26 protein-coding genes and 1 riboswitch are annotated in these 25,033 nt (G+C 59.7%); of the genes, 14 read left to right on the top strand and 12 right to left on the bottom strand.

All coding sequences use genetic code 11. The features are described from left to right. Positions 1 to 9: 9 nt before the first annotated feature. Positions 10 to 1,077 (bottom strand): putative urea ABC transporter substrate-binding protein, encoded by a 1,068-nt coding sequence (locus ACYZUD_RS31140; protein WP_462021626.1) that lies wholly within the window; start codon positions 1,075 to 1,077, stop codon positions 10 to 12. A 62-nt stretch (positions 1,078 to 1,139) separates the two neighbouring features. Next, positions 1,140 to 1,240: riboswitch (guanidine-I (ykkC/yxkD leader) on the bottom strand. Between the two features lie 283 nt (positions 1,241 to 1,523). Here ACYZUD_RS31140 and ACYZUD_RS31145 point away from each other — a divergent pair. Both ACYZUD_RS31145 and ACYZUD_RS31150 read left to right on the top strand, forming a co-directional pair. Beyond that, the gene (locus ACYZUD_RS31145; RefSeq protein WP_462021627.1) at positions 1,524 to 1,757 is read left to right on the top strand and encodes a hypothetical protein; all 234 of its coding nucleotides are present in this window, start codon (positions 1,524 to 1,526) and stop codon (positions 1,755 to 1,757) included. Between the two features lie 167 nt (positions 1,758 to 1,924). Then, positions 1,925 to 2,374, top strand: a complete 450-nt coding sequence (locus ACYZUD_RS31150) for a hypothetical protein (RefSeq protein ID WP_462021628.1) — start codon at positions 1,925 to 1,927, stop codon at positions 2,372 to 2,374. Positions 2,375 to 2,490: 116 nt separating this feature from the next. Here ACYZUD_RS31150 and ACYZUD_RS31155 read toward each other — a convergent pair whose 3' ends face one another. Then, positions 2,491 to 3,603 carry an enoyl-CoA hydratase/isomerase family protein gene (locus tag ACYZUD_RS31155; protein ID WP_462021629.1) on the bottom strand — a complete coding sequence of 371 codons (1,113 nt, stop codon included), beginning with the start codon at positions 3,601 to 3,603 and terminating at the stop codon, positions 2,491 to 2,493. A gap of 132 nt (positions 3,604 to 3,735) precedes the next feature. Here ACYZUD_RS31155 and ung point away from each other — a divergent pair, with 132 nt between their 5' ends. Then, a complete protein-coding gene (ung, locus tag ACYZUD_RS31160) occupies positions 3,736 to 4,428 on the top strand; it encodes a uracil-DNA glycosylase (protein ID WP_462021630.1) in 693 nt (230 codons plus the stop codon). A gap of 96 nt (positions 4,429 to 4,524) precedes the next feature. Here the strand turns inward: ung and ACYZUD_RS31165 are convergent, their stop codons facing one another. The 4 genes from ACYZUD_RS31165 to ACYZUD_RS31180 are packed head-to-tail and all read right to left on the bottom strand — an operon-like array spanning position 4,525 to position 8,569. Continuing rightward, positions 4,525 to 5,565 (bottom strand): AbrB family transcriptional regulator, encoded by a 1,041-nt coding sequence (locus ACYZUD_RS31165; protein ID WP_462021632.1) that lies wholly within the window; start codon positions 5,563 to 5,565, stop codon positions 4,525 to 4,527. Next, positions 5,558 to 7,072, bottom strand: a complete 1,515-nt coding sequence (locus tag ACYZUD_RS31170) for a tripartite tricarboxylate transporter permease (RefSeq protein WP_462021633.1) — start codon at positions 7,070 to 7,072, stop codon at positions 5,558 to 5,560. The genes ACYZUD_RS31165 and ACYZUD_RS31170 overlap by 8 nt, the downstream gene beginning before the upstream one ends. 1 nt (position 7,073) lies before the next feature. Then, complete coding sequence (locus ACYZUD_RS31175; RefSeq protein ID WP_462021634.1) at positions 7,074 to 7,532, bottom strand: tripartite tricarboxylate transporter TctB family protein; 459 nt, start codon at positions 7,530 to 7,532, stop codon at positions 7,074 to 7,076. 59 nt (positions 7,533 to 7,591) lie between these two features. Then, the gene (locus tag ACYZUD_RS31180; RefSeq protein WP_462021635.1) at positions 7,592 to 8,569 is read right to left on the bottom strand and encodes a Bug family tripartite tricarboxylate transporter substrate binding protein; all 978 of its coding nucleotides are present in this window, start codon (positions 8,567 to 8,569) and stop codon (positions 7,592 to 7,594) included. Between the two features lie 400 nt (positions 8,570 to 8,969). On the opposite strand from ACYZUD_RS31180, the gene ACYZUD_RS31185 reads away from it, so the two are divergent. Continuing rightward, positions 8,970 to 9,641, top strand: coding sequence for a response regulator (locus ACYZUD_RS31185; RefSeq protein ID WP_462021636.1), 672 nt, complete (start codon positions 8,970 to 8,972; stop codon positions 9,639 to 9,641). Then, a complete protein-coding gene (locus ACYZUD_RS31190; protein ID WP_462021637.1) occupies positions 9,634 to 11,019 on the top strand; it encodes a sensor histidine kinase in 1,386 nt (461 codons plus the stop codon). Before ACYZUD_RS31185 ends, ACYZUD_RS31190 begins: the two co-directional genes overlap by 8 nt. Positions 11,020 to 11,138: 119 nt before the next feature. Here the strand turns inward: ACYZUD_RS31190 and ACYZUD_RS31195 are convergent, their stop codons facing one another. Further along, positions 11,139 to 11,960, bottom strand: a complete 822-nt coding sequence (locus ACYZUD_RS31195) for an HDOD domain-containing protein (RefSeq protein WP_462021638.1) — start codon at positions 11,958 to 11,960, stop codon at positions 11,139 to 11,141. A 35-nt stretch (positions 11,961 to 11,995) separates the two neighbouring features. Further along, entirely contained in the window at positions 11,996 to 12,937 is a 942-nt protein-coding gene (gene ygfZ / locus ACYZUD_RS31200) for a CAF17-like 4Fe-4S cluster assembly/insertion protein YgfZ (RefSeq protein ID WP_462021639.1), read from the bottom strand. Positions 12,938 to 13,086: 149 nt separating this feature from the next. Between ygfZ and ACYZUD_RS31205 the strand changes: the two genes are divergently transcribed. Further along, positions 13,087 to 13,341 carry an FAD assembly factor SdhE gene (locus ACYZUD_RS31205; RefSeq protein ID WP_033054070.1) on the top strand — a complete coding sequence of 85 codons (255 nt, stop codon included), beginning with the start codon at positions 13,087 to 13,089 and terminating at the stop codon, positions 13,339 to 13,341. Next, positions 13,325 to 13,777 (top strand): protein YgfX, encoded by a 453-nt coding sequence (locus tag ACYZUD_RS31210; protein ID WP_462021640.1) that lies wholly within the window; start codon positions 13,325 to 13,327, stop codon positions 13,775 to 13,777. Before ACYZUD_RS31205 ends, ACYZUD_RS31210 begins: the two co-directional genes overlap by 17 nt. Here the strand turns inward: ACYZUD_RS31210 and nadB are convergent. Next, positions 13,746 to 15,362 (bottom strand): L-aspartate oxidase, encoded by a 1,617-nt coding sequence (gene nadB, locus ACYZUD_RS31215; protein ID WP_462021641.1) that lies wholly within the window; start codon positions 15,360 to 15,362, stop codon positions 13,746 to 13,748. The genes ACYZUD_RS31210 and nadB overlap by 32 nt on opposite strands. 557 nt (positions 15,363 to 15,919) lie before the next feature. Between nadB and rpoE the strand changes: the two genes are divergently transcribed. From rpoE to ACYZUD_RS31235, 4 genes are all read left to right on the top strand, one after another. Beyond that, positions 15,920 to 16,501: an RNA polymerase sigma factor RpoE gene (gene rpoE, locus ACYZUD_RS31220; protein ID WP_003172477.1), complete on the top strand. Its 582-nt coding sequence runs from the start codon at positions 15,920 to 15,922 to the stop codon at positions 16,499 to 16,501. Between the two features lie 30 nt (positions 16,502 to 16,531). Continuing rightward, positions 16,532 to 17,119 (top strand): sigma-E factor negative regulatory protein, encoded by a 588-nt coding sequence (locus ACYZUD_RS31225; protein ID WP_462021642.1) that lies wholly within the window; start codon positions 16,532 to 16,534, stop codon positions 17,117 to 17,119. A gap of 8 nt (positions 17,120 to 17,127) precedes the next feature. Continuing rightward, positions 17,128 to 18,090, top strand: a complete 963-nt coding sequence (locus ACYZUD_RS31230) for a MucB/RseB C-terminal domain-containing protein (protein ID WP_462021643.1) — start codon at positions 17,128 to 17,130, stop codon at positions 18,088 to 18,090. Between the two features lie 178 nt (positions 18,091 to 18,268). After that, positions 18,269 to 19,696 carry a DegQ family serine endoprotease gene (locus ACYZUD_RS31235; RefSeq protein WP_462021644.1) on the top strand — a complete coding sequence of 476 codons (1,428 nt, stop codon included), beginning with the start codon at positions 18,269 to 18,271 and terminating at the stop codon, positions 19,694 to 19,696. Positions 19,697 to 19,762: 66 nt separating this feature from the next. On the opposite strand, the gene ACYZUD_RS31240 is transcribed toward ACYZUD_RS31235, so the two are convergent. Beyond that, on the bottom strand, positions 19,763 to 21,196 hold the full coding sequence (locus ACYZUD_RS31240) for a M48 family metalloprotease (protein ID WP_462021645.1): 1,434 nt from the start codon (positions 21,194 to 21,196) through the stop codon (positions 19,763 to 19,765). Between the two features lie 98 nt (positions 21,197 to 21,294). Between ACYZUD_RS31240 and ACYZUD_RS31245 the strand changes: the two genes are divergently transcribed. Then, on the top strand, positions 21,295 to 21,534 hold the full coding sequence (locus tag ACYZUD_RS31245; protein ID WP_028621876.1) for a sulfurtransferase TusA family protein: 240 nt from the start codon (positions 21,295 to 21,297) through the stop codon (positions 21,532 to 21,534). A gap of 31 nt (positions 21,535 to 21,565) precedes the next feature. After that, positions 21,566 to 22,636, top strand: coding sequence for an AI-2E family transporter (locus ACYZUD_RS31250; RefSeq protein WP_462021646.1), 1,071 nt, complete (start codon positions 21,566 to 21,568; stop codon positions 22,634 to 22,636). A 142-nt stretch (positions 22,637 to 22,778) separates the two neighbouring features. On the opposite strand, the gene ACYZUD_RS31255 is transcribed toward ACYZUD_RS31250, so the two are convergent. Both ACYZUD_RS31255 and ACYZUD_RS31260 read right to left on the bottom strand, forming a co-directional pair. Then, positions 22,779 to 23,252: a peroxiredoxin gene (locus ACYZUD_RS31255; RefSeq protein WP_046046123.1), complete on the bottom strand. Its 474-nt coding sequence runs from the start codon at positions 23,250 to 23,252 to the stop codon at positions 22,779 to 22,781. Positions 23,253 to 23,262: 10 nt separating this feature from the next. Continuing rightward, the gene (locus ACYZUD_RS31260) at positions 23,263 to 23,823 is read right to left on the bottom strand and encodes a glycine cleavage system transcriptional repressor (RefSeq protein ID WP_008034925.1); all 561 of its coding nucleotides are present in this window, start codon (positions 23,821 to 23,823) and stop codon (positions 23,263 to 23,265) included. A gap of 329 nt (positions 23,824 to 24,152) precedes the next feature. Here ACYZUD_RS31260 and dapA point away from each other — a divergent pair, with 329 nt between their 5' ends. Further along, the gene (gene dapA / locus ACYZUD_RS31265; protein WP_462021647.1) at positions 24,153 to 25,031 is read left to right on the top strand and encodes a 4-hydroxy-tetrahydrodipicolinate synthase; all 879 of its coding nucleotides are present in this window, start codon (positions 24,153 to 24,155) and stop codon (positions 25,029 to 25,031) included. Positions 25,032 to 25,033: the final 2 nt, after the last annotated feature.

The raw sequence follows: 25,033 nt of genomic DNA on the forward strand, positions 1-25,033 counted from the left end.
TTCCTCCGGTTACAGCTTGGCGTCGGCAGCCATCTGCACGTAGGTCGGGTCGAAACGCAGCTTGAGGTTGGTCTTGTCGCCGCTGGTCACGCCATTGGCGAAGGCCATGCCGATCGCGCTGGTGTCCTTGGCGCCTTCACCCAGCAAGCCGTGCTGGAACGAGAACTCGGCGACCTTGCGCATGGTTTCCGGCAGCTGTTTGCTGGTGGAAAACGCTAGGGCTTCTTTGGCCGTGGTGAACAGTTTGGTGGTGTCCAGTTGCGCCTGGAAGCCGGCCAGATCGGTGCCGGAGGCTTTGGCCATGTGTTCGAGGGCGGCTTTGCTGGCGGCGTTTTTCGCGTTCATCAACTCGACCACTTCGAACCAGGCGCCGGTCAGCGCTTTGCCCAATGCCGGATTGTCTTTGAGGGTGGCGCTGTTGACCACCATCATGTCCATGATTTCGCCGGGTATCTGGCTGGAGTTGAAGACTTCGGTCACACCGGGTTTGGCCTTGATGTCCGAGAGCATCGGGTTCCAGGTCGTCACGGCGTTGACCTGATCGGTGTTGAAGGCCGCCGATATGTCGGCGTCGGAGGTGTTGACTACTTTCAGGTCTTTCTCGGTGAGGTCCACCGAGTCGAGCGCCCGGGCCAGCAGGTAGTGGGAGACCGACAGCTCCACCAGATTGACGTCCATGCCCTTGAGGTCGGTGACTTTCTTGCCGTCGCCCTTGAGCACGATGCCGTCATTGCCGTTGGAGAAATCGCTGACGATCAGCGCGGTGCTGTCGACGCCACCGGCGGCCGGGATGGTCAGTGCGTCCATGTTGGTCATGGTGCAGCCGTCGAACTGGCCGGCGGTGTATTGATTGATGGATTCGACGTAGTCGTTGAGCTGCACCACATCAATCTTGATGCCGTACTTCTTCGCCCATTTGTCGACGATGCCTTGGCTGCCGGCGTATTCCCAGGGCATCCAGCCGGCGTAGATGGTCCAGCAGACGCTGAAGTGGTCTTTCTGGGCGGCCTGGGACGAGACACTCACAAAGGCTGCGAAAGCGGCGGCGAGCAGGGCGGGTAAACGAAGTCGGGACATGGGTGGTTCTCCAGTTGATCAAGGGCGGGCAGGAGTCAACGCGGCACCGTGAACGGTGGCTTGTCTCCCGGGCTTTTGTCCCGCCGTGTAACCTCAACTGGAGGTCGCCAACTCTCGGACCAGCCACTCGCCTTAGCGAGCCGGAACCCTAGTCAGCCATTGCAAATTGTGGTGCCGCGAACCTGTGATGACTCCTGCACGGGTTTGTTAAAGCGAGAGCCGTGCCAAGTCGGTTAAAGGCCTCTGGCTCGGGGGATGGCACGATTGGCGCGGTGGAAAGGGAGGCGGTATTGCCTTGTGATGGTGCGTGGCTGCACCGCATTGGGACGTGTTGGCCGCTGATCTGAAGGTTCTTGCTTGCGCCGCACTCGCTTGCGGTTTTCAAGTCAAAAGTCATGTCGGTCGGCCTGTGCCGACTGCTGTCGCTGGTCTTCCCGGAGGCCGTCATGTTGCGTCGACTATTGTTCAGTGCGTTGCTCGGTCTGGGGCTATCTGGCTGCTACTACTACGCAGGCCCCGCCGATGTGTACACGGCACCTTATTACTATCCCGGTTACTACTCGCCTTACTACTACGGTGGCTATTACGGCCCGCGTTATTACGGAGGCTATCGCTACTATTACTACGGTGGGCATGGGCCGCGTTATTACGGCGGTGGATATCACCGCTGGCGCCATTAATCAGCGCGTGAATAGATGAAAAACCTTTCATCGGCTACTTGTTTCAACTTGTTGCAAGAGCGCACCAGATTTCGAATTCGATGTCTGATCTTTCGACAGTCACCGAATAATTGACTGTCGCTCGCCAGCGTCGCTGGTGTGGCTCACTCGCGGTCCAGGAGGCCGCCATGCTCTGTCGAAAAAAGCTCCACCGAATTCTTCTGATTGCAGTATTGGGATTGTCTCTTGGTGCGTGCGTGCCCTATTCCGATGGAGGAGCCAGCTACTACAGTTCCGAGGTCTACACGTCCCCAGCGCCGTATTACTCCGGTGGCGGGCCTTACTACTCCAATGGCGGTTACTACACGGCCCCGCGCAGGTATTACTCGCCGCCTGCACGGTATTACCAGCCAACGCCGCGGTATTACTATCAGCCGCGGGTTTATCAGCCGGCGCCGCGTTATTACCAGCCGTCGCCACGAGCCGATTACCGGGCTCACCAGAATCGCGGTTGGGATGGCCATAACCGCGGTGGAAACAACGACTATCGTGGCGGCCATGGTGGACGCGACAACCGTGGTGGAAGGGGCGACCACAACGGTCGCGGCGATCACGATGGCCGGGGCGGCCACCGCTGATTTGAGTTAAACGCAGTACTTGTGGGAGCGAGCCTGCTCGCGAAAGCGGTGTATCAGACAACGTTAAATGTCACTGATATGCCGCCTTCGCGAGCAGGCTCGCTCCCACATTTGGTTCAGTATTCGGAAAGACCCGCCAGCGGATGCCGCCCCTCCCAGACCTTATGGAAATGCGCTTCCACCACCGCATCCGGCACGTTGTTGATATCCGGCCAGTGCCAGTGAGGTTTCTGGTCCTTGTCGATCAACCGCGCCCGCACGCCTTCGCTGAACTCCGGATGACGGCAGCAGTTGAGGCTCATGGTGTATTCCATCTGAAAGACCTGAGCCAATGACAGGTGCCGGGCGCGGGCAATCTGTTCCCACACCAGATGAGCGGTCAGCGGCGAGCCTTCGCTCATCGTCCGCGCGGCACGGCTGAGCAGCAGGTCCGTGTGATCGCGCAGCGAGGCGATAGCCTTCCAGGCGCAACGTACATCGCTGACGTCCAGCAACTCGTCGATGTGCTGGCGACGCGGCAACCACTGGGCCTCGGGCATTTGCGCGACCGCTTCCTGCTGCAAGGCCTTGAGCAGGCTGTTGAGCTGCATCGCCGTCTGTTCCTGCCAGTTCAATTGCAGCAAGCGCTCAATCAGCTCTTCCTGCTGTTCATCGAGCAGGAAGCGGTCAGCCAGGTCCAGATCGATCGCATCGCGACCGTTCATGTGGGCGCCGGTCAGGCCGAGAAACAAGCCGAGCTTGCCGGGCAGCCGCGACAGAAACCAACTGGCACCGACGTCGGGGTACAGGCCGATACTGATCTCCGGCATCGCCAGCCGACTGCTCGGCGTGACAATCCGGATACTCGCCCCTTGCAGCAGCCCCATGCCGCCGCCGAGCACATAACCATGGCCCCAGCAGATCAGCGGTTTGGGGTAGGTGTGCAGATTGAAGTCCAGGCGATATTCCGCCGCAAAAAAGTTCGCGGCCAACGGCGGCACTTCTCCGGGGTGAGCGCGACAAGCCTCCACCAGGCTGCGCACTTCGCCACCGGCGCAAAAGGCTTTGGCGCCGTTGCCGCGCAACAGTACGCAGACGATTTGTGGTTCCTTGGCCCAGGCGTCCAGTTGATCGCGCAGGGCGTTGATCATCGGCAAGGACAGGGCGTTGAGGGACTTTTCGGCATCCAGGCTGGCGATGCCGATGCGTGCGCCGTCGGTGCCGGTGAGTTCTTCGAAGTGCAGATTCATCGTGACCTCGATCGGGAATTTGAGCGTTCAGTATGATCGCAATGCAGGAAAGTGCCGGATCTGCGTCAGATCAATTGACAAGCGTGATGGGCTTTCCTAGGGTTCGCCCCATTGTCTTTGCCGGATGTAACCATGACTGCTGACGACCGTATCAAACTCGAACCGAGCTGGAAGGAGGCACTGCGTGCCGAATTCGACCAGCCCTACATGGCAGAGTTGCGCACCTTCCTGCAACAGGAGCGCGCGGCAGGCAAGGAAATCTACCCTCCGGGACCGATGATTTTCAACGCGCTCAATTCAACGCCGCTGGACAAGGTCAAGGTCGTCATCCTCGGTCAGGACCCGTATCACGGCCCCGGTCAGGCCCATGGCTTGTGCTTCTCGGTGCAACCGGGCGTGCCGGCGCCGCCGTCGTTGGTGAACATCTATAAAGAGTTGAAACGCGACCTGAACATCGAGATCCCCAATCACGGCTATCTGCAGAGCTGGGCTGATCAGGGCGTGTTGATGCTAAATACCACCATGACCGTTGAGCGCGCCAACGCCAATGCGCACAAGGACAAGGGTTGGCAGTTTTTCACGGATCGGATCATTGAAGTGGTCAGCCAGCAGCAGCCGCATCTGGTGTTCATGCTGTGGGGCGCCCATGCCCAGAGCAAGCAGAAACTCATCGATGCCACCAAGCACCTGGTGCTGACCTCGGTGCATCCGTCACCGTTGTCCGCTTATCGCGGTTTTCTTGGGTGCGGGCATTTCAGCCGGACTAACAAGTTTCTTGAACAGAATGGCGAGACGCCGATCGAGTGGCGGTTGCCGCCAGTCTAAAAGCATCGCGAGCAGGCTCGCTCCCACACTGGACTTTCAGTGTTCACAACATCAATGTGGGAGCGAGCCTGCTCGCGATGGGCGCGACTCGGTCTATCAGTCTGGCTCCGGCACCCGATTCCAATATTTGAACAACGGCTCCGCCAGAAACAACACAAACAACAGCCGCATCACCTGCATCGCCGTCACTAGCGGCACCGACAATTGCAGCGTCTCCGCCGTCAGGCTCATCTCCGCAATCCCGCCGGGCATCATGCCCAGGGTCAGCGAACGCAGATCCAGATGCGTCAACGCACTCAACCCCAATGCCGCGGCTGTCGCGATCAACATGGTCAACACCGTCCCGATCAACGTCCGGCCCATGAATGAAGGCGCGCGCCGGAAAAACTGCCGGTTGAAGTGACAACCCAACCCGCTACCGATCAACCATTGGCCGATCTGGCTCCCGCCATTCGGCAAACCAATGTGCAGATCCCAACCAATACTCACCGCCGCGCTCACCAGCAACGGCCCGAACAGCCACGGATTGGGTTGACGAAGACGTTCCCAGAGCCACGCCGCCAAGGCGCCCGCCGGGAATAGAAGCGCCAGCCACCACCAATTGACGGCGGATGGATGAAAAATCGGTGTGCCGCTGCCCAGCAAATACTTGAAGGCTGCCGGCACGCAAAGCACGACGACCAGCACTCGCAGACTTTGCCCCGCCGCAACACGACTCAGCACCGCGCCATTGCGGGCGCCGAGGTTGACCATCTCCCCTGAACCACCGGGCATGCTGGAAAAGAACGCGGTGGCGCGATCTTCACCGGTACGGCGCATCAACCAGACCCCGACCACGGCCGACAGGCTGGTGACCAGTGCACCGAAGAAGATCAGGCCAAAGTGGCTCAGCACCTGCTCCATCACCACCGGGGTGAAGTGCAGGCCAATGCCGATGCCGACGATCCACTGGCCGCACTTGCGGCCGCCAGGGATTTCCGCCAATTGCCAGGGTGTCAGGCAGCGCACCAGGATGATCGCCAGCAACGAGCCGACCATCCACGGCAGCGGCCAGCCGACCTGACTGGCGAGGTAACCGCCCAGCAGGCCGACCAGCGGGGTTCCCCACCAGGCTTTGAAGGGTGTTCGTTCAGACATCGGCAATAACGCGCCGCGCGACCGAACGCTTGCGCCAGATCCGCAGCAGCGGCATCAGCAGCATCACCGCGGTCAGCACCCAGACACCGAACGTGATCGGGCTCGACCAGAGGATTTCCAGTGCACCGTTGGAAATCGACAGGGCGCGCCGCAGGTTCTGTTCCATAAGACCGCCGAGGATGAAGCCCAGCAACACGGGCGACAACGGAAAATCCAGCTTGCGCAGAATGTAACCGAAGATGCCGATGCCGATCATCAGGAACAGGTCGAAGGTGGTCGCGTGCACCGCGTAGACGCCGATCCCGGTGATGATCGCGATCACCGGCACCAGCGCCCAGTTCGGCACGGCGAGGATGCGGGTGAAGATACGGATCATCGGGATGTTGAGGATCACCAGCATGATGTTGGCGATGAACAACGAGGCGATCAGGCCCCAGACGATGTCCGGTTGCTGTTGAAACAGCAGCGGTCCCGGTGTGATGTTGTACAGCGACAGCGCGCCGATCATCACCGCCGTGGTGCCCGATCCGGGAACACCGAGGGTCAGCATCGGTACCAGAGCGCCGCACGCCGAAGCGCCGATGGCGGTTTCCGGTGCCGCGAGGCCGCGCATGTCACCCTGGCCGAACGTACCCTTGGCGCCGGCGATGCGTTTCTCGGTCATGTAGGCCACGGCACTGGCCAGCGTTGCTCCGGCACCGGGCAATACGCCCATGATGAAACCCAGCAGGCCGCAACGGATGTTCACCACGAACACCGCCGACGCTTCCTTGAAGTTGAACATCATCCGCCCGGTGGCTTTCACCGCTTCCTGGCCGCGATGGGTTTTTTCCAGCAGCAGCAGGATTTCGCTGATGGAGAACAGGCCCAGCACCAGCACCACGAACTGAATGCCGTCGGTCAGATGGATGTTGTCCCCGGTGAATCGGTACACACCGCTGTTGGCATCGATCCCGACCGTCGACAGAAACAGGCCGATCAGCGCTGCGATAAAGGTCTTCAGCGGACGTTCACCGGCCATGCCGCCCAGGCAGACAATCGCAAACACCATCAGGACAAAGTATTCCGCCGGCCCGAAGGCTATCGCCCATTTCGCCAGCAACGGGGCGAACAGCACCATGCCGCAAGTGGCGATGAACGCACCGATGAACGAGCTCCAGGCCGACAGCGACAATGCCACACCGGCCAGGCCTTTGCGGGCCATCGGATAACCGTCGAGGGTGGTCATCACGGTGGACGCTTCGCCCGGAATGTTCAGCAGGATCGAGCTGATCCGGCCGCCATATTCGCAACCCAGGTACACCGCTGCCAGCAGGATCAGTGCTGACTCCGGCGGCAGGCCGAGGGCGAAGGCGATCGGGATCAGCAACGCCACGCCGTTGATCGGGCCCAGGCCTGGCAGCAGGCCAACGACGGTGCCGATCAGGGTGCCGCAGAGCGCGGTCACCAGGTTGTACGGGCTCAATGCAACGCCGAAGCCCTGGCCCAAATAGCCGAAAGTATCCATATCAGTTCTCCAGAACGTCGAGCAGGCCCAAGGGCAGCGGCACATCCATCAACTTGTCGAACAGCAGGTAGAGGCCAATGCTCATCAGCGTCGTCACGACGATGCTCGGGCCCCAGCGACCGCCGTACAGGCGCGCCATCGGAATGCCGATCAGGATGCTGCTGAGGATAAAGCCCAGCGGTTCGAACAGCCCGGCGAAGATCAGCAGTAACAAGACACAGATGCCGATCTTGTTCAGGGTTTCGCGGTCGAGTTTCGGGTCATCGTCGCTGTGCACGATCGGCGTCGGGCGAAACAGCATGTACAGCAGGCCAAGGCCCATCAGGCCGAGCATCAGCAGCGGAAAGGCCCGAGGTCCCACCGGTTCGTAGGAAAAAGCCGCTTGATACGGCCACGCCATCAGTGCCAGGCCAACACAGGCCAGCAACAGCACCGAAGCAAAAATGCGTTGTAAGAGCATGGAAAACTCCTGTGCCACGGCCCCGCAAACCGGGGGCCGTAGCCGCTAGACAGAGGCGATCACTGAATCAGGCCGAACTCTTTGGCCAGCACTTTGTAGTCCGCGACCTGCTTCTTCACGTAGGTGTCCAGCTCCGGGCCGGTCATGGCGAACGGGAAGAGTTCACGCTGATCGCGCAGCTTGGCGAACTCGTCGGAAGCCAGCAGTTTGTCGAAGGAGTCTTTCCACCAGGCGTAGTCTTCGTCGCTGACTTTTGGCCCGAGGTAGAAGCCGCGAACCACTGGCCAGACGATGTCGTAGCCTTGCTCTTTGGCGGTTGGAATGTCTTTCATTTCCGGTTCGTCCAGGCGCTTCTCGGAGAACACCGCCAGCAGGCGCATGTCACCGCTCTGGATGTGCGGCATGGAGTCGGAGATGTCGGTGCTGCCGACCTGAATGTGGCCGCCGAGCAGCGCGGTGGCGATTTCACCGCCGCCTTCGAGGGCGACATAACGCAGGTCACGCGGGTTGATCCCGGCCGCCTTGGCGATCAGGGCGGTTTGCATCCAGTCCTGGCTGCCGACGGTGCCGCCGGAACCGATCACCACTTTGCTTGGATCTTTCTTCAACGCTTGAACGAGGTCGTCGAGGTTCTTGTAAGGCGAATCGCTTTTTACCGCGATGGCGCCATAGCTGGTGCCGACAGCGGCGAGCCAGCGAACATTGGTTTCATCGAAACGACCGAACTTGCCCTGGGCCAGGTTCAGCAGCGAACCGCTGGACCACGCGACCAGCGTGCCGGCGTCGGCCGGACGTTGAGCGACCACCGCGTTGTACGCCACCGCGCCGACACCGCCGGGCATGTAGGTCACGCGCATCGGTTTGGTCAGCAGTTTCTGGTTCACCAGCGCGCTTTGCGCCAGTTTGCAGGTCAGGTCGAAACCACCGCCCGGCGAGGCCGGGGCGATGCATTCCGGGCGTTTGGGCTCGGCCATCAGTTGGCCGGCAAACAGCATGCAGCTGGCGGCGAGGGCGAAACGGCGCAGTGATCGATTCATTTTTGTCTCCACGGGAGTTTTTGTTTTTGGGGATATTTCAGGTGCGGCGGTTTCGCGCCGTGCAACCGGCTTCGGCGCTGGCAAGCGTAAACGATGGGAATCGGAGGAAAGGGTGGGGCGGGCAAGCCTGAAGCTGTGTGTTCAGCATGGTGCAGTACCTCGTTTATTGTTCTTATTGGCGAAAACGCTTCATGGCGTTTTTCGGGAGCTACATTTCAAAGCACGATTCGATGGCTTGTCGAAACCATCCGTGGGGCGACTCTAACCGTCGAACCTTTCACTAACCTTTCACTAGCCTTTCAGCGGACTTTCACGGTTTTCAGGCTTCACAGCGGCGGATGCGGCTGTAAACTCCGCGCCAAAGAATGGCGTCGAACATCCCTGAATGAGGTAAAGATCCATGCGTGTTCTGCTCGTCGAAGACCATCTGCAACTTGCTGAAAGTGTCGCCCAGGCGCTCAAGAGCACTGGGCTGACCGTGGATGTGCTGCACGACGGTGTGGCGGCCGACCTGGCCTTGAGCAGCGAGGAATACGCCATGGCGATTCTCGATGTCGGGCTGCCACGCATGGATGGTTTCGAAGTGCTGGCGCGTCTGCGGGCGCGGGGCAAGAACCTGCCGGTGCTGATGCTGACCGCCCGCAGCGACGTCAAGGACCGGGTCCATGGCCTGAACCTCGGTGCCGACGACTATTTGGCCAAACCTTTCGAACTGACCGAGCTCGAAGCCCGGGTCAAAGCCTTGCTGCGCCGCAGTGTCCTCGGTGGCGAACGCCAGCAGACCTGTGGCGTGCTGGCTTACGATCTGGACACTCGGCGCTTCACCCTCGGCGAAGAGTTATTGATCCTGACCTCCCGCGAACAGGCGGTGCTCGAAGCACTGATTGCCCGTCCCGGCCGGGTGATGAGCAAGGAGCAACTGGCTTCCCAGGTCTTTGGCCTGGACGAAGAAGCCAGCCCCGATGCCATCGAGATCTACGTCCACCGTTTGCGCAAGAAACTCGATGGCCAACCGGTCGCCATTGTGACCTTCCGCGGTCTCGGCTACTTGCTGGAAAGCCGCGATGCATAAGCCCAGCAGCCTGCGTTGGCGGTTGCTGTGGAACCTGGCGCTGTTGCTGGTGGTGTTGATGCTGGCCAGTGGTTTGAGTGCGTACTGGAACGGTCGCGAAGCTGCCGACACTGCCTATGACCGGACGTTGCTGGCCTCGGCGCGGACCATCGCTGCGGGTGTGTCCCAGCGCGATGGCAGTCTCAGCGCCGACGTGCCTTACGTGGCCCTGGATACGTTTGCCTATGACAGCGCCGGGCGGATTTTCTACCTGGTCAACGACATCAATCAGAAGCTGATTTCCGGCTACGAAAACCTCCCGCCGCCGCCACCAGGAACGCCGCGCACCGACGACTATCCGGCGCTGGCACGTTTCTATAACGCGACTTATCAGGGGCAGAACGTGCGGGTGGTCAGCCTGCTCAAGCCTGTGAGCGAGCCGAACATGAATGGCATGGCGGAAATCCGCGTGGCGGAAACCGATGAAGCGCGCGTCAGCATGGCCCGCAGTCTGGCGGCGGACACGTTGTTGCGTCTGGGCATGCTGGCGGTTGGTGCGCTGTTGATGGTGTGGTTTGCGGTCAGCGCGGCGCTGCGTCCGTTGGAGCGTCTGCGCACGGCGGTCGAAGAGCGACAGTCCGACGATCTGCGGCCGCTGCCGCTGGTGGAAGTGCAACATGAATTGTGGCCACTGGTGCGCGCGCTCAATCACTTTACCGAACGCCTGCGCGGGCAGTTCGAGCGTCAGGCGCAGTTCATTGCCGATGCGGCCCATGAACTGCGTACACCGCTGGCGGCACTCAAGGCGCGACTTGAACTGGGCCTGCGCTCGACCGAACCCGAAACCTGGCGCAGCACCCTTGAAACGGCAGCCCAAGGCACGGATCGCCTGACCCATCTGGCCAATCAATTGCTCTCGTTGGCACGGGTGGAGAATGGCGCCCGGGCGATCGCCGAGGGCGGTGCGCAGTTGCTCGATCTCAGCCAGCTGGCTCGCGAACTGGGCATGGCCATGGCGCCGCTTGCTCACAAGCGTGGCGTGGCACTGGCGCTGGAAGCGGACGAACCGGTGTGGCTGCGCGGTGAGCCGACGCTGTTGAACGAACTGTTGAGCAATCTGGTGGACAACGCACTGGCCCACACGCCGCCCGGCGGTAACGTCATTCTGCGCGTCACGGCGCCGGCGGTGCTGGAGGTCGAGGACGACGGCCCCGGGATCCCCCTTGAAGAGCGCGATCGGGTGTTCGAGCGCTTCTATCGGCGCAACCAGCAGGTCGCCGGGTCGGGATTGGGGTTGGCGATTGTCGGCGAGATCTGCCGGGCACACCTGGCGCAGATCAGCCTGCACGATGGCGCGCAGGCGGGGTTGAAAGTGCGGGTGAGTTTTATTGCAGGGTAGTTTTGTGGTGTCAGGGCTGGCCCCATCGCGAGCAGGCTCGCTCCCACAGGGGATCTTTGGTGTTACGTAGGTCCATTGTGGGAGCGAGCCTGCTCGCGATGGGGGCGACGCGGTCTTGATCAGTAAAACATCGACCGCGATTCTTCCAGATCCCTGCACATCGATTCGTTATCCGGATCGATCCCCAGCTTCTTGAACGCCGGCACACTGAACGCATCGATGCGAGCGAGGGGGTGGTCGGTGTCCTTGTGGCAATACAGACTGGCCACCTGCACCAGATCGACATAATCAATCCGCCCGGACTCGCGCTTGAAGTCCAGATACTGCCCCGGCACCTGCACCAGCATTTCCGGAAACTCCCAGACCCTGAGCAGTTTGTCGCCGATCAGTGGATGAATGTGGTCGATCACATGGTTGAGGCTGACCGGGTCCGACAGCAGTTCATAGTGATCTTCGGCGTACGTCAGGATCGGCAAAACGCCGATCTGATGCACCAGGCCGCCAAGGGCCGCCTGATCGGGCTTGAGTTGTGTGTAGCTGCGGCACAGCGCATAGCTGACCCCGGCGATTTCCAGGCTTTTGCGCCAGACATCGCGCATTTTCTGTTCCACCACCTCGGAGCGGGCATGGAAAATCTGTTCCATGACCAGGCCGATGGCCAGGTTGCTGCTGTAATTGACGCCCAGCCGAGTGATGGCCGTGTGCAGGTCGGTGACTTCCTGGGTTGCACGCAGCAGCGGGCTGTTGACCACTTTGATCAGGCGCGCCGACAGCGCGGTATCGCGGCCGATCACTTTGCTAAGGGTGCTGACACTGATTTCCGGGTCTTCGGCAGCCTTGCGAATCTGCATGGCCACTTCCGGTAATGTTGGCAGAACCAGGTCATCGTTATCGATGGCCTCAACCAAATCCTGTTGGACCTTTTCCGCCAGCTCGCTCATTTCGTTTCTCTAGGGTGTTGCAAAAAATACGACAGTTATCGCTGGATTTCGCGATCGCGATCCAGTTGGTAAGGCAGGTCAAGCAGGTGCAGGGCCGGACCGTCGAGCGCGCCCACGTGGATGTCGCCGGCTTCTGCTGCCTCGGCTTGCAACACGGCCAGCAATTCAATGTTGTGCTCGGCACGTGCTGCCAACACTACTTCGCCGATCGAGCTGCTGTGAGTCGGGGAAAACAGTTGGGTGCCGGGCTCCGGCAGTTCACCGGTTTCCAGTTGCAGGCGATACAAGCGGCGCTTGAGTTTGCCCAGGTACTGCATGCGCGCGACGATTTCCTGGCCGGTGTAGCAACCCTTCTTGAAACTTACACCGCCGACGGCTTGCAGGTTGAGCATCTGCGGGATGAACAACTCACGGGTACCCGGCATGACCTGACCGATCCCTGCGCGGATCTGGCCCAGCAGCCATTGATTCAGATCGCCTTCAGACAACAGTGCGGACAGCTTGCCCTTGATGACGTCGGCTTGATCGGCGGCGGTCCAGAGTTCGGCGCGGTCCGGCGAGACGCGGATGGCGATCAGGCTGTCATTGCGCGCGACACTGTCGGTTTCTGCCGGCAGCACGAGACCCAGGCTGGCCAGTGCGCTATCACCATGATCGATGCCGAAGCGGACCCAGGCGGCGCTTTCATCGGTCAGTTTTGATTTGGAGAACACCGCGTACTTTTTCAGGTCCGCCAGTTGCGGCTCCAGCAATTCGGTGGCCATGGCCATTAGAACGCCGTCACCTTGCAGCAGAATGCGGAAACTCGACTGCATGCGGCCTTTTTGCGTGCAGCGGGCGCCCAGACTGGCCTGGGTGTCGCTCAGATAATTGAGGTTGCAGGTCAATTGGCCTTGCAGGAATTTGCTGGCATCCGCGCCGCGGACCGCGAGAACGCCTTCGTGAGACAGGGTGCAGAAAAAAGCAGAATCGGCCATGGGTCATCGCAGGGTAAAGAGACTGGGGGACATCATAAGGGGGCGCTCTCGAAATGGGTAGTTCACAAAGGATCGTGGGCGCCCGACCAAAGCCGAGTGTTCGATGGTGCCTGGGACTGTATACTTGCCGCCTATTTGAGGAGCGCTCCATGGTCGAAGATGTTGAACTGAATCGCCTCTACTGGCACAGCCGCCGCGGCATGCTTGAACTTGACGTGTTGCTGGTGCCGTTCGTAAAAGAGGTCTACCCGCACCTCAATGATGTCGACCGTGATTGCTACCGCAGGCTGCTCGAGTGCGAAGATCAGGACATGTTCGGCTGGTTCATGGAACGCGCCGAATCGGAAGATCCGGAGCTTCAGCGCATGGTTCGCATGATCCTGGATCGTGTCCAGCCCAAGTAATTCGTTCGAATGCCGCTGGCATGCCTCACGGCAGTTGCTGGCGGCGTATCTGTTGGCCCAGGTGTTCGCGCTGGGTTCGTTGTTTCTTCTCTCTATACCGGCATGGGCCAGTCTGCTCGGCGCTTTTTGCTGCCTGGCTCACGGCGTTTGGGCGTTGCCTCGGCAGATTCTGCTGACACACCCGCAGGCAATTCGCGGCTTGCGTCGCGATGCCGATGGCTGGCAGTTGTGGAGTCAGGCGCAGGGCTGGCAGCCGGTGCAACTGCGGCCGGACAGCCTCGCGCTACCGTTGGTCGTTGTGCTGCGTTTTCGTCTAAGGGGCGAGCGGCGGGTCCGGGCGATTTGCGTGCCGCGGGATTCGCAGGCGGCGGATGTGCACCGGCGCCTGCGGGTTCGGCTCAAGTTCAGCCGGCGTAGGTGGGCGGCACCAGAATAGTGTCCAGCGCGACCGGCAGCATGTTCGGATAATCGAGGGTGTAATGCAGACCGCGACTTTCCTTGCGCTCCATGGCTGACTGAATCATCAGTTCCGCCACCTGGGCCAGGTTACGCAGCTCGATCAAATCCCGACTGACCTTGTAGTTGCTGTAGAACTCGTCGATTTCGTCCAGCAACAGCCGAACACGGTGCTGTGCCCGTTGCAGGCGCTTGTTGGTGCGTACGATGCCGACGTAGTCCCACATGAATCGCCGCAGTTCATCCCAGTTGTGCGCAATGATCACGTCTTCGTCGGAGTCGGTGACCTGGCTCGCATCCCAGACGGGCAGGGCGATGGGAATCGACACCTGCGGCAACTGCCTGAGAATGTCCGCCGCCGCCGAACGGGCATAAACGAAGCACTCCAGCAGCGAATTGCTGGCCATGCGGTTGGCGCCGTGCAGGCCGGTGAAACTGGTTTCGCCAATCGCATACAACCCCGGCACGTCGGTGCGGCCCTGTTGATCGACCATCACACCGCCGCAGGTGTAGTGCGCCGCCGGAACCACTGGAATCGGTTGTTTGGTGATGTCGATGGAGAATTCGAGACAGCGCTCGTACACCGTCGGGAAATGCGTCTTGATGAAGGCTTCTGGCTTGTGGCTGATGTCCAGATAGACGCAGTCGACGCCCAGACGCTTCATCTCATGGTCGATGGCGCGGGCGACGATGTCCCGTGGTGCCAGCTCGGCCCGAGGGTCGAAACGCTGCATGAAGCGTTCACCGTTGGGCAGTTTCAGGTGTGCACCTTCGCCCCGCAGCGCTTCGGTGATCAGGAAACTCTTGGCTTGCGGGTGATAAAGGCAGGTGGGGTGGAATTGGTTGAATTCCAGGTTCGCCACCCGGCAGCCCGAGCGCCAGGCCATGGCGATGCCATCACCGCAGGCGCCGTCGGGATTACTGGTATAGAGGTAGACCTTGGCCGCGCCGCCTGAGGCGAGGATCACAAAACGGGCGCCGTAGGTGTCGACTTCACCGGTGCTTCGATTGAGGACATAGGCGCCAAGGCAGCGATCGCCTTCAAGGCCCAGACGCTTTTCAGTGATCAAATCGACAGCGACGCGCTGTTCCAGCAATTCGATGTTGGGTCTTTGTTTGGCTTGGGCGAGCAGGGTTCTGAATATTGCCGCGCCCGTGGCATCGGCGGCGTGAATGATGCGTCGATGACTGTGACCGCCTTCGCGAGTCAGGTGGAACTCGAATCCGCCGTCTTCGGTGCCGGACTGTTCATCGCGGGTAAACGGGACGCCTTGGTTGATCAGCCATTGAATCGCTTCTTTACTGTGCTCGACGGTAAAGCGCACTGCGTCTTCATGACACAGGCCACCACCGGCATTGAGGGTGTCATCGACGTGGGATTCCACGGTGTCGGTGTCATCCAGGACGGCAGCGACGCCTCCCTGGGCCCAGAAAGTCGAGCCATTGGCGAGGTCGCCTTTGCTCAGTACGGCGATGCGCAAATGACCGGGCAAGGTCAGCGCAAGGCTCAAGCCGGCAGCACCGCTGCCAATTACCAGGACATCGTGTTGAAACTGTTGGCTCATTTCAGGATTCCGCTCAAAGCGACCCGGGTCGGGGTTGGCGCTAGACACCTGGATCGGCGAGTCAGGCAGCCACACAGCCCACTAGTATATAGAGGGGGGGAGCGGCACAATAGCCGAGCTCATATGGCATTGTGAAACTACTGTGAAGGAAAAAACCGGACGCTTCGTCGGATGTTTTTTCGACGGGTTCGGCGACAAGAAGACTGTATCGTGGATTTAACAGTCTTTTTCTCTTCACGGTTGCACAATGTCGGTGTCGCGCAGCTATAAATATTTGGAACTTTTGCCAAAGGCCCAAGATCAATAGACCGTTGCCTGAATCAAGGGACAGTGTCGGCTTCTACGCGGGATCGTGGTTTGATCCTTGCCGGCGAATCCGATGACAAGATTATTCGCGCAGCCGGGTCAACCCGCGCTGCGCTTTTCGTGCGTGCCAAATCAGAGCCCGCAGGAAACTTGCCTGGAGGGGGAGAACTTTTGCGAAAAGCCCGAGTCTATGTTTGCAAGTCTGGTCGTTTAGTTATGCAAGCCTCCTCCGAGCTTATCGAGGAGAGTTCATGCTAACCCAGGAAGAGGATCAGCAGCTGGTCGAACGCGTTCAGCGCGGCGACAAGCGAGCTTTCGATCTGCTAGTGCTGAAATACCAGCACAAAATTCTCGGGTTGATCGTGCGTTTCGTGCACGACACCCATGAAGCCCAGGATGTGGCACAGGAAGCCTTTATCAAGGCGTACCGTGCACTTGGAAATTTTCGCGGAGACAGCGCGTTTTATACGTGGCTTTACCGCATCGCCATTAACACGGCGAAAAACTATCTGGTTTCACGCGGCCGCCGGCCGCCGGATAGCGATGTCAGTTCCGAGGATGCAGAGTTCTACGATGGCGATCATGGCCTCAAGGATCTCGAGTCGCCAGAACGCGCATTGCTGCGGGATGAGATCGAAGGCACCGTCCATCGAACCATTCAGCAACTGCCAGAAGATTTGCGTACGGCTTTAACTTTACGTGAATTCGATGGTCTGAGTTACGAGGACATTGCGAGCGTCATGCAATGTCCGGTGGGTACCGTGCGCTCCCGGATTTTCCGCGCTCGGGAGGCCATCGATAAAGCCCTGCAGCCGTTGTTGCAGGAAAACTGAGACAGCGGCGACAGCCAAGAGAGGAACGCCATGAGTCGTGAAGCCCTGCAGGAATCGCTGTCCGCAGTGATGGATAACGAAGCGGACGAATTGGAATTGCGTCGGGTATTGAATGCCTTCGACGATGTTGAAACCCGTGAAACATGGGCTCGTTATCAAATCGCTCGGGCAGTGATGCACAAGGATCTGCTGCTTCCACGTCTGGACATTGCTGCGGCAGTTTCTGCTGCGCTGGCTGACGAAGCCGTACCGGCAAAAGCCTCCCGTGGTCCATGGCGCAGCCTGGGTCGTCTGGCAGTCGCTGCTTCGGTAACGGTTGCCGTACTGGCAGGTGTTCGTCTATACAATCAGGACGAGATCGCTGGTGTCGAACTGGCTCAACAATCCAGTCAACCGGCTCTGGCCGTTCCTCAGGTCAAAGGCCCGGCTGTATTGGCAGGCTACAATGAGAGTTCGGAAGCCACTGGTCCTATGGCCAACGGCGTGTTGCAAGGTCAGCCAGGCTGGCACGATCAGCGTCTGCCAAGCTACTTGCGCCAACATGCTCAACAGGCTGCACTGAAAGGTACTGAGAGCGCTCTGCCTTACGCTCGTGCAGCAAGTCTGGAAAACCGTTAAGGAGGATCATGCGCGCCATACCTCTACTTACGCTTCTGCTCGGTGGCTGGTTTGTTGTTCCAGCCCATGCTGATGAAGCCCAGGACTGGTTGACCCGTCTGGGCCAAGCCGAGCAACAGCAAAGCTTTCACGGTACTTTCGTCTACGAGCGTAACGGTAGTTTTTCTACCCACAACATCTGGCACCGCGTCCAGGATGGCAAGGTCCGCGAGCGTTTACTCCAGCTCGACGGCTCGGCACAGGAAGTCGTGCGCATTGATGGGCATACTCAATGCGTCAGCGGCACCCTGATAGCGGGGCTTGGGGACTCCCCCAACTCCTCTGCTCGTGCACTCGATCCACAAAAGCTCAAGAATTGGTATGACCTTACCGTCGTCGGTAAGTCGCGTGTGGCCGGGCGTGCGGCAGTGATTGTTTCACTGACGCCTCGCGATCAGCACCGCTACGGTTTTGAACTGCATCTGGATAAAGAAACCGGCCTGCCTCTCAAGTCATTACTTCTGAATGAGAAGGGGCAATTGCTCGAGCGATTCCAGTTCACGCAACTGGACACTGTCGATGTTCCGTCCGACAGCGACTTGCAACCGGGCGACGATTGCAAAGCTGTCACCCTCGACAGCGACAAGGCTTCTGCAGCGAAGGTCACTCAGGTCTGGCATTCGGACTGGTTACCACCAGGGTTTGAGCTGACCAGCAGTACTGCGCGCAAGGATCCAGAGACCAAAAACCAGGTCAACAGTCTGATGTATGACGATGGTCTGGCCCGTTTCTCGGTGTTCCTTGAGCCATTGAACGGCGCCACAGTCACCGACACTCGCACCCAGTTGGGGCCTACCGTTGCTGTTTCCCGCCGCTTGACTACCCCTCAAGGCGAGATGATGGTCACCGTCGTTGGCGAAATTCCGGTCGGTACCGCTGAACGGATCGCGCTGTCCATGCGCACTGATGCCGCTGCAACTACCAAGCAGTGAGCTGAAATCGAAATGTTTGGTGAGCATTTCAATTTGCAAATATCCCCGAAATTTTTTATAGGTCAGAACCTCTCGGCTCTGGCCTTGTTTGTTGTTCCCGGAACAAAAATACCGGCGTATCGTTCCCGGTGTTCCTTGCTCCATATCGCTTAACCATGCTCGTCGTAACGGGAGCCGTATGTCGATACCACGCTTGAAGTCTTATCTCTCTATTTTTGCCACCGTGTTGGTACTCGGTCAGGCGGTCACCGCTCAAGCGGTCGAGTTGCCTGACTTCACGGAATTGGTCGAGCAGGCCTCGCCCGCGGTGGTGAACATCAGTACCACGCAGAAACTGCCGGATCGCAAAGTGAACCAGCAGATGCCCGACCTTGAAGGTTTGCCGCCGATGTTGCGCGAGTTCTTCGAGCGCGGCATGCCGCCGCAACCGCGCACGCCACGTGGTGACCGTCAGCGAGAGGCCCAGTCACTGGGTTCGGGTTTCATCATCTCCCCTGATGGCTACATTCTGACCAACAACCATGTCATCGCCGATGCCGACGAAATTCTCGTTCGTCTCGCCGACCGCAGCGAGTTGAAGGCCAAACTGGTCGGCACCGATCCGCGCTCCGACGTGGCACTGCTGAAAATCGAAGGCAAGGATCTGCCGGTCCTGAAGCTCGGCAAATCCCAGGACCTGAAGGCTGGCCAATGGGTTGTGGCCATCGGCTCGCCATTTGGTTTCGACCATACCGTGACCCAAGGCATCGTCAGCGCCGTCGGTCGGAGCCTGCCGAACGAAAACTATGTGCCGTTCATCCAGACCGACGTGCCGATCAACCCGGGTAACTCCGGTGGTCCGCTGTTCAACCTGGCGGGCGAAGTGGTCGGGATCAACTCGCAGATCTACACCCGTTCCGGCGGCTTCATGGGCGTGTCGTTCGCGATCCCTATCGACGTCGCCATGGACGTTTCCAATCAGCTGAAAAGCGGCGGCAAAGTCAGCCGTGGCTGGTTGGGTGTAGTCATTCAGGAAGTGAACAAGGATCTGGCCGAGTCGTTCGGTCTTGAGAAACCGGCCGGTGCGCTGGTGGCTCAGATTCAGGATGATGGCCCGGCTGCCAAGGGTGGTCTGCAAGTAGGCGACGTGATCCTGAGCATGAACGGCCAACCGATCGTCATGTCCGCTGATCTGCCGCATCTGGTAGGCGCACTGAAGGCTGGCTCGAAAGCCAATCTGGAAGTGATTCGCGAAGGCAAGCGCAAGAATGTCGAGCTGACGGTTGGCGCTATTCCTGAGGAAGGCAAAGAGCTGGACACCCTGCCAAAATCCAGTGTCGAGCGCAGCAGCAATCGCCTGGGTGTTTCCGTGGCCGAGCTGACCGATGAACAGAAGAAAACCTACGACCTCAAGGGCGGCGTCGTCATCAAGGAAGTTCAGGACGGTCCTGCTTCCCTGATTGGCTTGCAGCCAGGCGATGTGATCACTCACCTGAACAACCAGGCGATTGGTTCCACCAAGGAGTTCACGGATATCGCCAAGGCGCTGCCGAAGAACCGCTCGGTGTCGATGCGGGTTCTGCGTCAAAATCGCGCCAGCTTCATCACCTTCAAACTGGCCGAATAAACCGGTTGTCGGCTGAATAAAAAACCGCCTCGAAAGAGGCGGTTTTTTTGTGCCTGCTGAAAAGCGTCAGCCCATCATGTCCTTGATCATGCGCTCCTGTTCCATCAACTCCCGTTGCCGCGCGTCGATCCGCGACGACAGTGGGAAGTTGGTGCCCGCCTTGCGTTTGGCGAAGTCCAGTTGCTGAATGGCCTGACGGTAGTCGCCGACCAGGGCGAAGTACTCAGCGCGGGCCTGATGCAGGCCAATGATGTTGCCTGACAGCCCGCGGGTTTCGGCCACCATGTACCAGACATCCGGATCGTCCGGACGGCTCTTGAGCAGATTCTCCAGCGCTTTTTCCGCTTCGGGCGCACGGTTCTGCTTGAGCAGCAGATCGACACGCACCGAATTCAACGGATAGTTGCCCGGATACTGAGTCAGCATCCGGGCAACCCGGGTCTGGGCGTCGGGCAGGCGATTGTTGGTAATGTCCAGATCGACCTGCGCCAGATTGTAGATGATCTCGTTCGGCGACTTGGCCAGCAGCAACTTGAGGTTTTCCCGTGCTTCGTTCAGCTGGCCGCCCTTGATCTGGGCAATCGCCAGACCATAACGCGCGACATCGTTTTTCGGGTTTTCATCAAGCTGTGCACGGAAGCGCTTGGCGCCCAGGCCGGGGGTTTCTTCATAGATCAACTGGACCCGTGCACGAATCAGCTGATAACGCATCGAGTCTTCGATGCCGCCCGGTTTGGCCTGTTCGGCTCGGTTGCGGGTGTCGGCGATCCGCGATTCGGTCACCGGGTGAGTCAACAGGAATTCCGGTGGTTTGGCGTCGAAACGGTATTGGCGCGCCAGTCGCTCGAACATGGTCGGCATGGAGCGCGGGTCGTAACCGGCCTTTTCCAGATTGAGGATGCCGATGCGATCGGCTTCCTGTTCGTTCTGGCGCGAGAAGCGCCGTTGCTCCTGAATCGCCGCCGCCTGCGTGCCCGCAATGGCCGCGATCCCTGCATCGCCTGCACCGGCCGCGGCAATCACGATCCCGGCCAGCAGTGCTGCCATCATGGGTACTTGCATACGCTGCTGGGCTTCGACGCCACGGGCAAAGTGGCGCTGCGACAAGTGAGCCAATTCGTGAGCGAGTACCGAAGCATATTCACCCTCGGTCTGGGCATTGAGGAATAAGCCGCCGTTGACCCCGACAATCCCGCCCGGTGCCGCGAAGGCGTTGAGCTGCGGGCTGTTGATCAGGATGAATTCCAGGCGCCGGTCATTGACCTGGCTGGTCTCCACGAGTCGGTATACGCTGGATTCGACGTAGTCCTTGAGCTGCGGGTCGTTGAGCTGGGAGACCTGGCTACGCAACAGTGCCAGCCAGGCGCGACCCAACTGGTGTTCCTGTTGCGGCGAGACGATGGCAGAACTGGCGTCGCCGAGTGACGGCAGGTCGTCGGCGAAGCCCGGTGAGGCAAGCAGGCAAGCGAGCGTCAGCAGGGTAGGGCGCAAAAAAGTCATGCACAAAGCCTTAGTCGACAAAGACCTTACTGTAGCCGGACAGTAAGCTTGGGACCAGATATTCTAAGCCGCTCGACCACCTGACCCGGAGTGATGCAATGACCGACGCTGTAGCCCATGACGCCGAACTTGACGCCAGCGGCCTGAATTGCCCGTTGCCGCTGCTCAAGGCCAAGCTGGAACTCAATCGAATGGCCAGCGGCGCGGTGCTCAAGGTGATCGCCACCGATGCGGGTTCACAGCGCGACTTCCGCACCTTCGCCCGATTGGCCGGTCATACGCTGCTTCGTGAAGAAGATGAAGCGGGCGTTTACCGTTACTGGTTGAAAAAAGCCTGAAATCTGCTGCGTTCGTTTCTAAGGATTATTGATGTTCAAAGTGTTACGCGACTGGATTCAGCGCTACTTTTCCGACGAAGAAGCCGTGGTGCTGGCGGTCCTGCTGTTTCTGGCGTTTACCGCCGTACTGACGCTGGGCGGCATGCTCGCACCGGTGCTCGCCGGGATGGTGCTGGCGTATCTGATGCAGGGGTTGGTGGTGACCCTCGAACGCCTGCGCATGCCAGGTGGAGTGGCGGTGGGGCTGGTCTTTGCGTTGTTCATGGGGCTGTTGATGGTGTTCATCGTGGTCCTGGTGCCGTTGCTCTGGCATCAATTGATCACGCTGTTCAACGAGTTACCCGGCATGCTCGCCAAATGGCAGTCGCTGTTGTTGTTGCTGCCCGAGCGCTACCCGCATCTGGTGTCCGACGAGCAGGTACTGCAGGCCATCGAAGTCGCGCGGGGCGAGATCGGCAAGTTCGGCCAGTGGGCATTGACCTTCTCGCTGTCGAGTCTGCCGCTGCTGGTGAACATCATGATTTACCTGGTGCTGGTACCGATCCTGGTGTTCTTCTTCCTCAAGGATCGGGAAATGATCGGCCAGTGGGTGCGCGGTTACCTGCCCCGTGAGCGGGCGCTGATCACCCGTGTTGCCCACGAGATGAACCGGCAGATCGCCAACTACATTCGCGGCAAGGTCATCGAGATCTTCATTTGCGGTGGCGCGACCTACATCGGTTTCGTCGTTCTGGGGCTTAACTACGCGGCGCTGCTGGCGCTGTTGGTGGGTGTGTCGGTCGTGGTGCCTTACGTCGGGGCGGTGGTGGTGACGGTTCCGGTGCTGCTGATTGCGCTGTTCCAGTGGGGCTGGAGCGATCAGTTCATCTATTTGATGGCGGTTTACGGAATCATTCAGGTTCTGGACGGCAACGTGCTGGTACCGCTGCTGTTCTCGGAAGCGGTCAATCTGCATCCGGTGGCGATCATTTGCGCGGTGTTGTTGTTTGGCGGGCTGTGGGGGTTCTGGGGAGTGTTCTTTGCGATTCCCCTGGCGACGCTGTTCAAGGCAGTGCTGGATGCGTGGCCGCGCAAGGAGCCAGTGGTGGCGCCGCTGCTTTAACTGTCAGTCATGAGTCTTCAGTGAGGCTGAGGGCCTCATCGCGAGCAGGCTCGCTCCCACAGTTGACCGAGTCGTCCAGACAGACGCGGTCCAATGTGGGAGCGAGCCTGCTCGCGATAGCGTCCGAAAGGACGCCAAATAATCAGGCCTTGTTCAACGCCTGAGCCGCCGCCAGAACAGCATCCACATGCCCCGGCACCTTCACGCCACGCCATTCCTGACGCAGCACGCCATCCTTGTCGATCAGGAAAGTGCTGCGATCGACGCCCATGTATTCCTTGCCATAAAGCTTTTTCAGCTTGATCACATCGAACAGCTGGCACAGTGCTTCTTCCTTGTCGCTGATCAGCTCGAAGGTGAACGCTTGCTTGGCCTTGAAGTTTTCGTGGGATTTCAGGCTGTCGCGGGACACACCGAAGACTTCGGTGTTGGCGGCTTTAAAGGCGTCAAGCTGATCGCGAAAGCCCTGACCCTGGGTGGTGCAGCCTGGCGTGCTGTCCTTCGGGTAGAAGTAAATCACCACCTGCTTGCCTTTGAGGCTCGCGAGGTTGACGGTCTGCCCGCTGGTGGCGGGTGCTTCGAAGTCGGCAACCGGTTGGTCGATGGCAACGGCCATGAAAGCTTCCTTACATTGGGTTTTGTGGGCGCCACGGTTCGATCAGGGCATCCAGGTTCAGCGCATCGGCGAAATCGAGGAACTGATCGCGCAACCAGCTGATCTGCACGCCGGCCGGCAAGGTCACGGTAAACGTGGCATTGAGCATGGTGCCGCCGGTTTGCGGGGCCTGATAGGTGTCGCAGGTCAGGTTTTCCAGCTCGACGTTGTGGTCCATGAAGAACTGGCACAGCTCGTTGATGATGTCCGAGCGGTAGGCCGAGCTGACGTAAGCCACGTAAGGCAGGGCCTGGGGACGGTTCTCCAGGGCCGCGCTGCGCACCACGTTGACCGTGAAGGCGTGCTTCTTGGCGAGGCTCGGCAGGCTGCCTTCCAGGCGCGCCAGGGCGTCCCAGCTACCGGAGATCTCGAGGATCAACGCACTGCACTCGCCATGACGGGTCAGGCGAGAGGTGACCACGGCGCAGCGGTTTTCATGGCTGGCGCGGCACAGGACGTTAGTCAGCTCCATGGGGTTGGCGCCGAGGGCACTGATGACAAGGAATTGTTCGCGAACTGTGGGGGTGGACATGCAGCATTCCTAAAGCGATGAGCGGTCGATACTTCTACGGGCTTTTTTTACCGGGGACGAGCCTGCGGATACGAATTCAGAAAACCCGAGCCGGAAGGTTGCAACCTGCTCCAGTGTGGCAAGAGCGAGGGGTGGCAACGCTGGATCGGGGCTTGTGATGCCGAAAATGGAGGCTGGAACCCGGCGTACGAGCTTATCAGTACCGATCAAAGTCTGAAGGGTAGCGAAAAGCAGCGCCAAGGGGAATGGCAGCAGCGCAGTACTTCGCTTGTACAAGCATCTTGGCGCCAGTACCATTACGGCTCTCTTTTTCCGGCAGGAGCGGTTGCATGATTGCGGGCAGTATGGTGGCACTGGTCACACCCATGGATGCACAAGGTCGTCTCGACTGGGACAGCCTGAGCAAACTGGTGGACTTTCACCTGCAAAACGGCACCCACGCCATCGTGGCGGTCGGCACCACAGGTGAATCGGCCACCCTTGACGTGAACGAGCACATCGAAGTGATTCGTTACGTGGTCAAGCAGGTTGCAGGGCGTATCCCGGTGATCGCCGGTACCGGCGCCAACTCGACGCGCGAAGCCATCGAGCTGACCACCAATGCGAAAATCGCCGGCGCCGATGCCTGCCTGCTGGTTACTCCGTACTACAACAAGCCGACCCAGGAAGGCTTGTACCAGCACTTCAAGGCCATTGCCGAAGCCGTCGACATCCCGCAGATCCTCTATAACGTGCCCGGCCGTACGGCATGCGACATGCTGGCCGAAACCGTGATCCGCCTGTCGACCGTGAAAAACATCATCGGCATCAAGGAAGCCACCGGCGACCTGTCTCGCGCCAAAGCCATCATCGACGGCGTCAGCAAAGACTTCCTGGTGATCTCCGGTGACGACGCGACTGCGGTCGAGCTGATGCTGCTCGGCGGCAAGGGCAATATCTCGGTGACCGCCAACGTTGCTCCGCGTGACATGGCCGACCTGTGCAACGCCGCTCTGAAAGGCGACGCCGTCACAGCCCGCGCCATCCATAAAAAGCTGATGCCGCTCAATAAGACCCTGTTTATCGAATCCAACCCTATCCCCGTGAAATGGGCGCTGCATGAAATGGGCTTGATGCCGGACGGTATCCGTCTGCCGCTCACCTGGCTCAGCGCTGCCTGTCACGAACCGCTGCGGCAGGCCATGCGCCAGTCCGGCGTCCTGGTTTAATT

It is taken from the genome of Pseudomonas sp. XS1P51 (assembly GCF_054897845.1).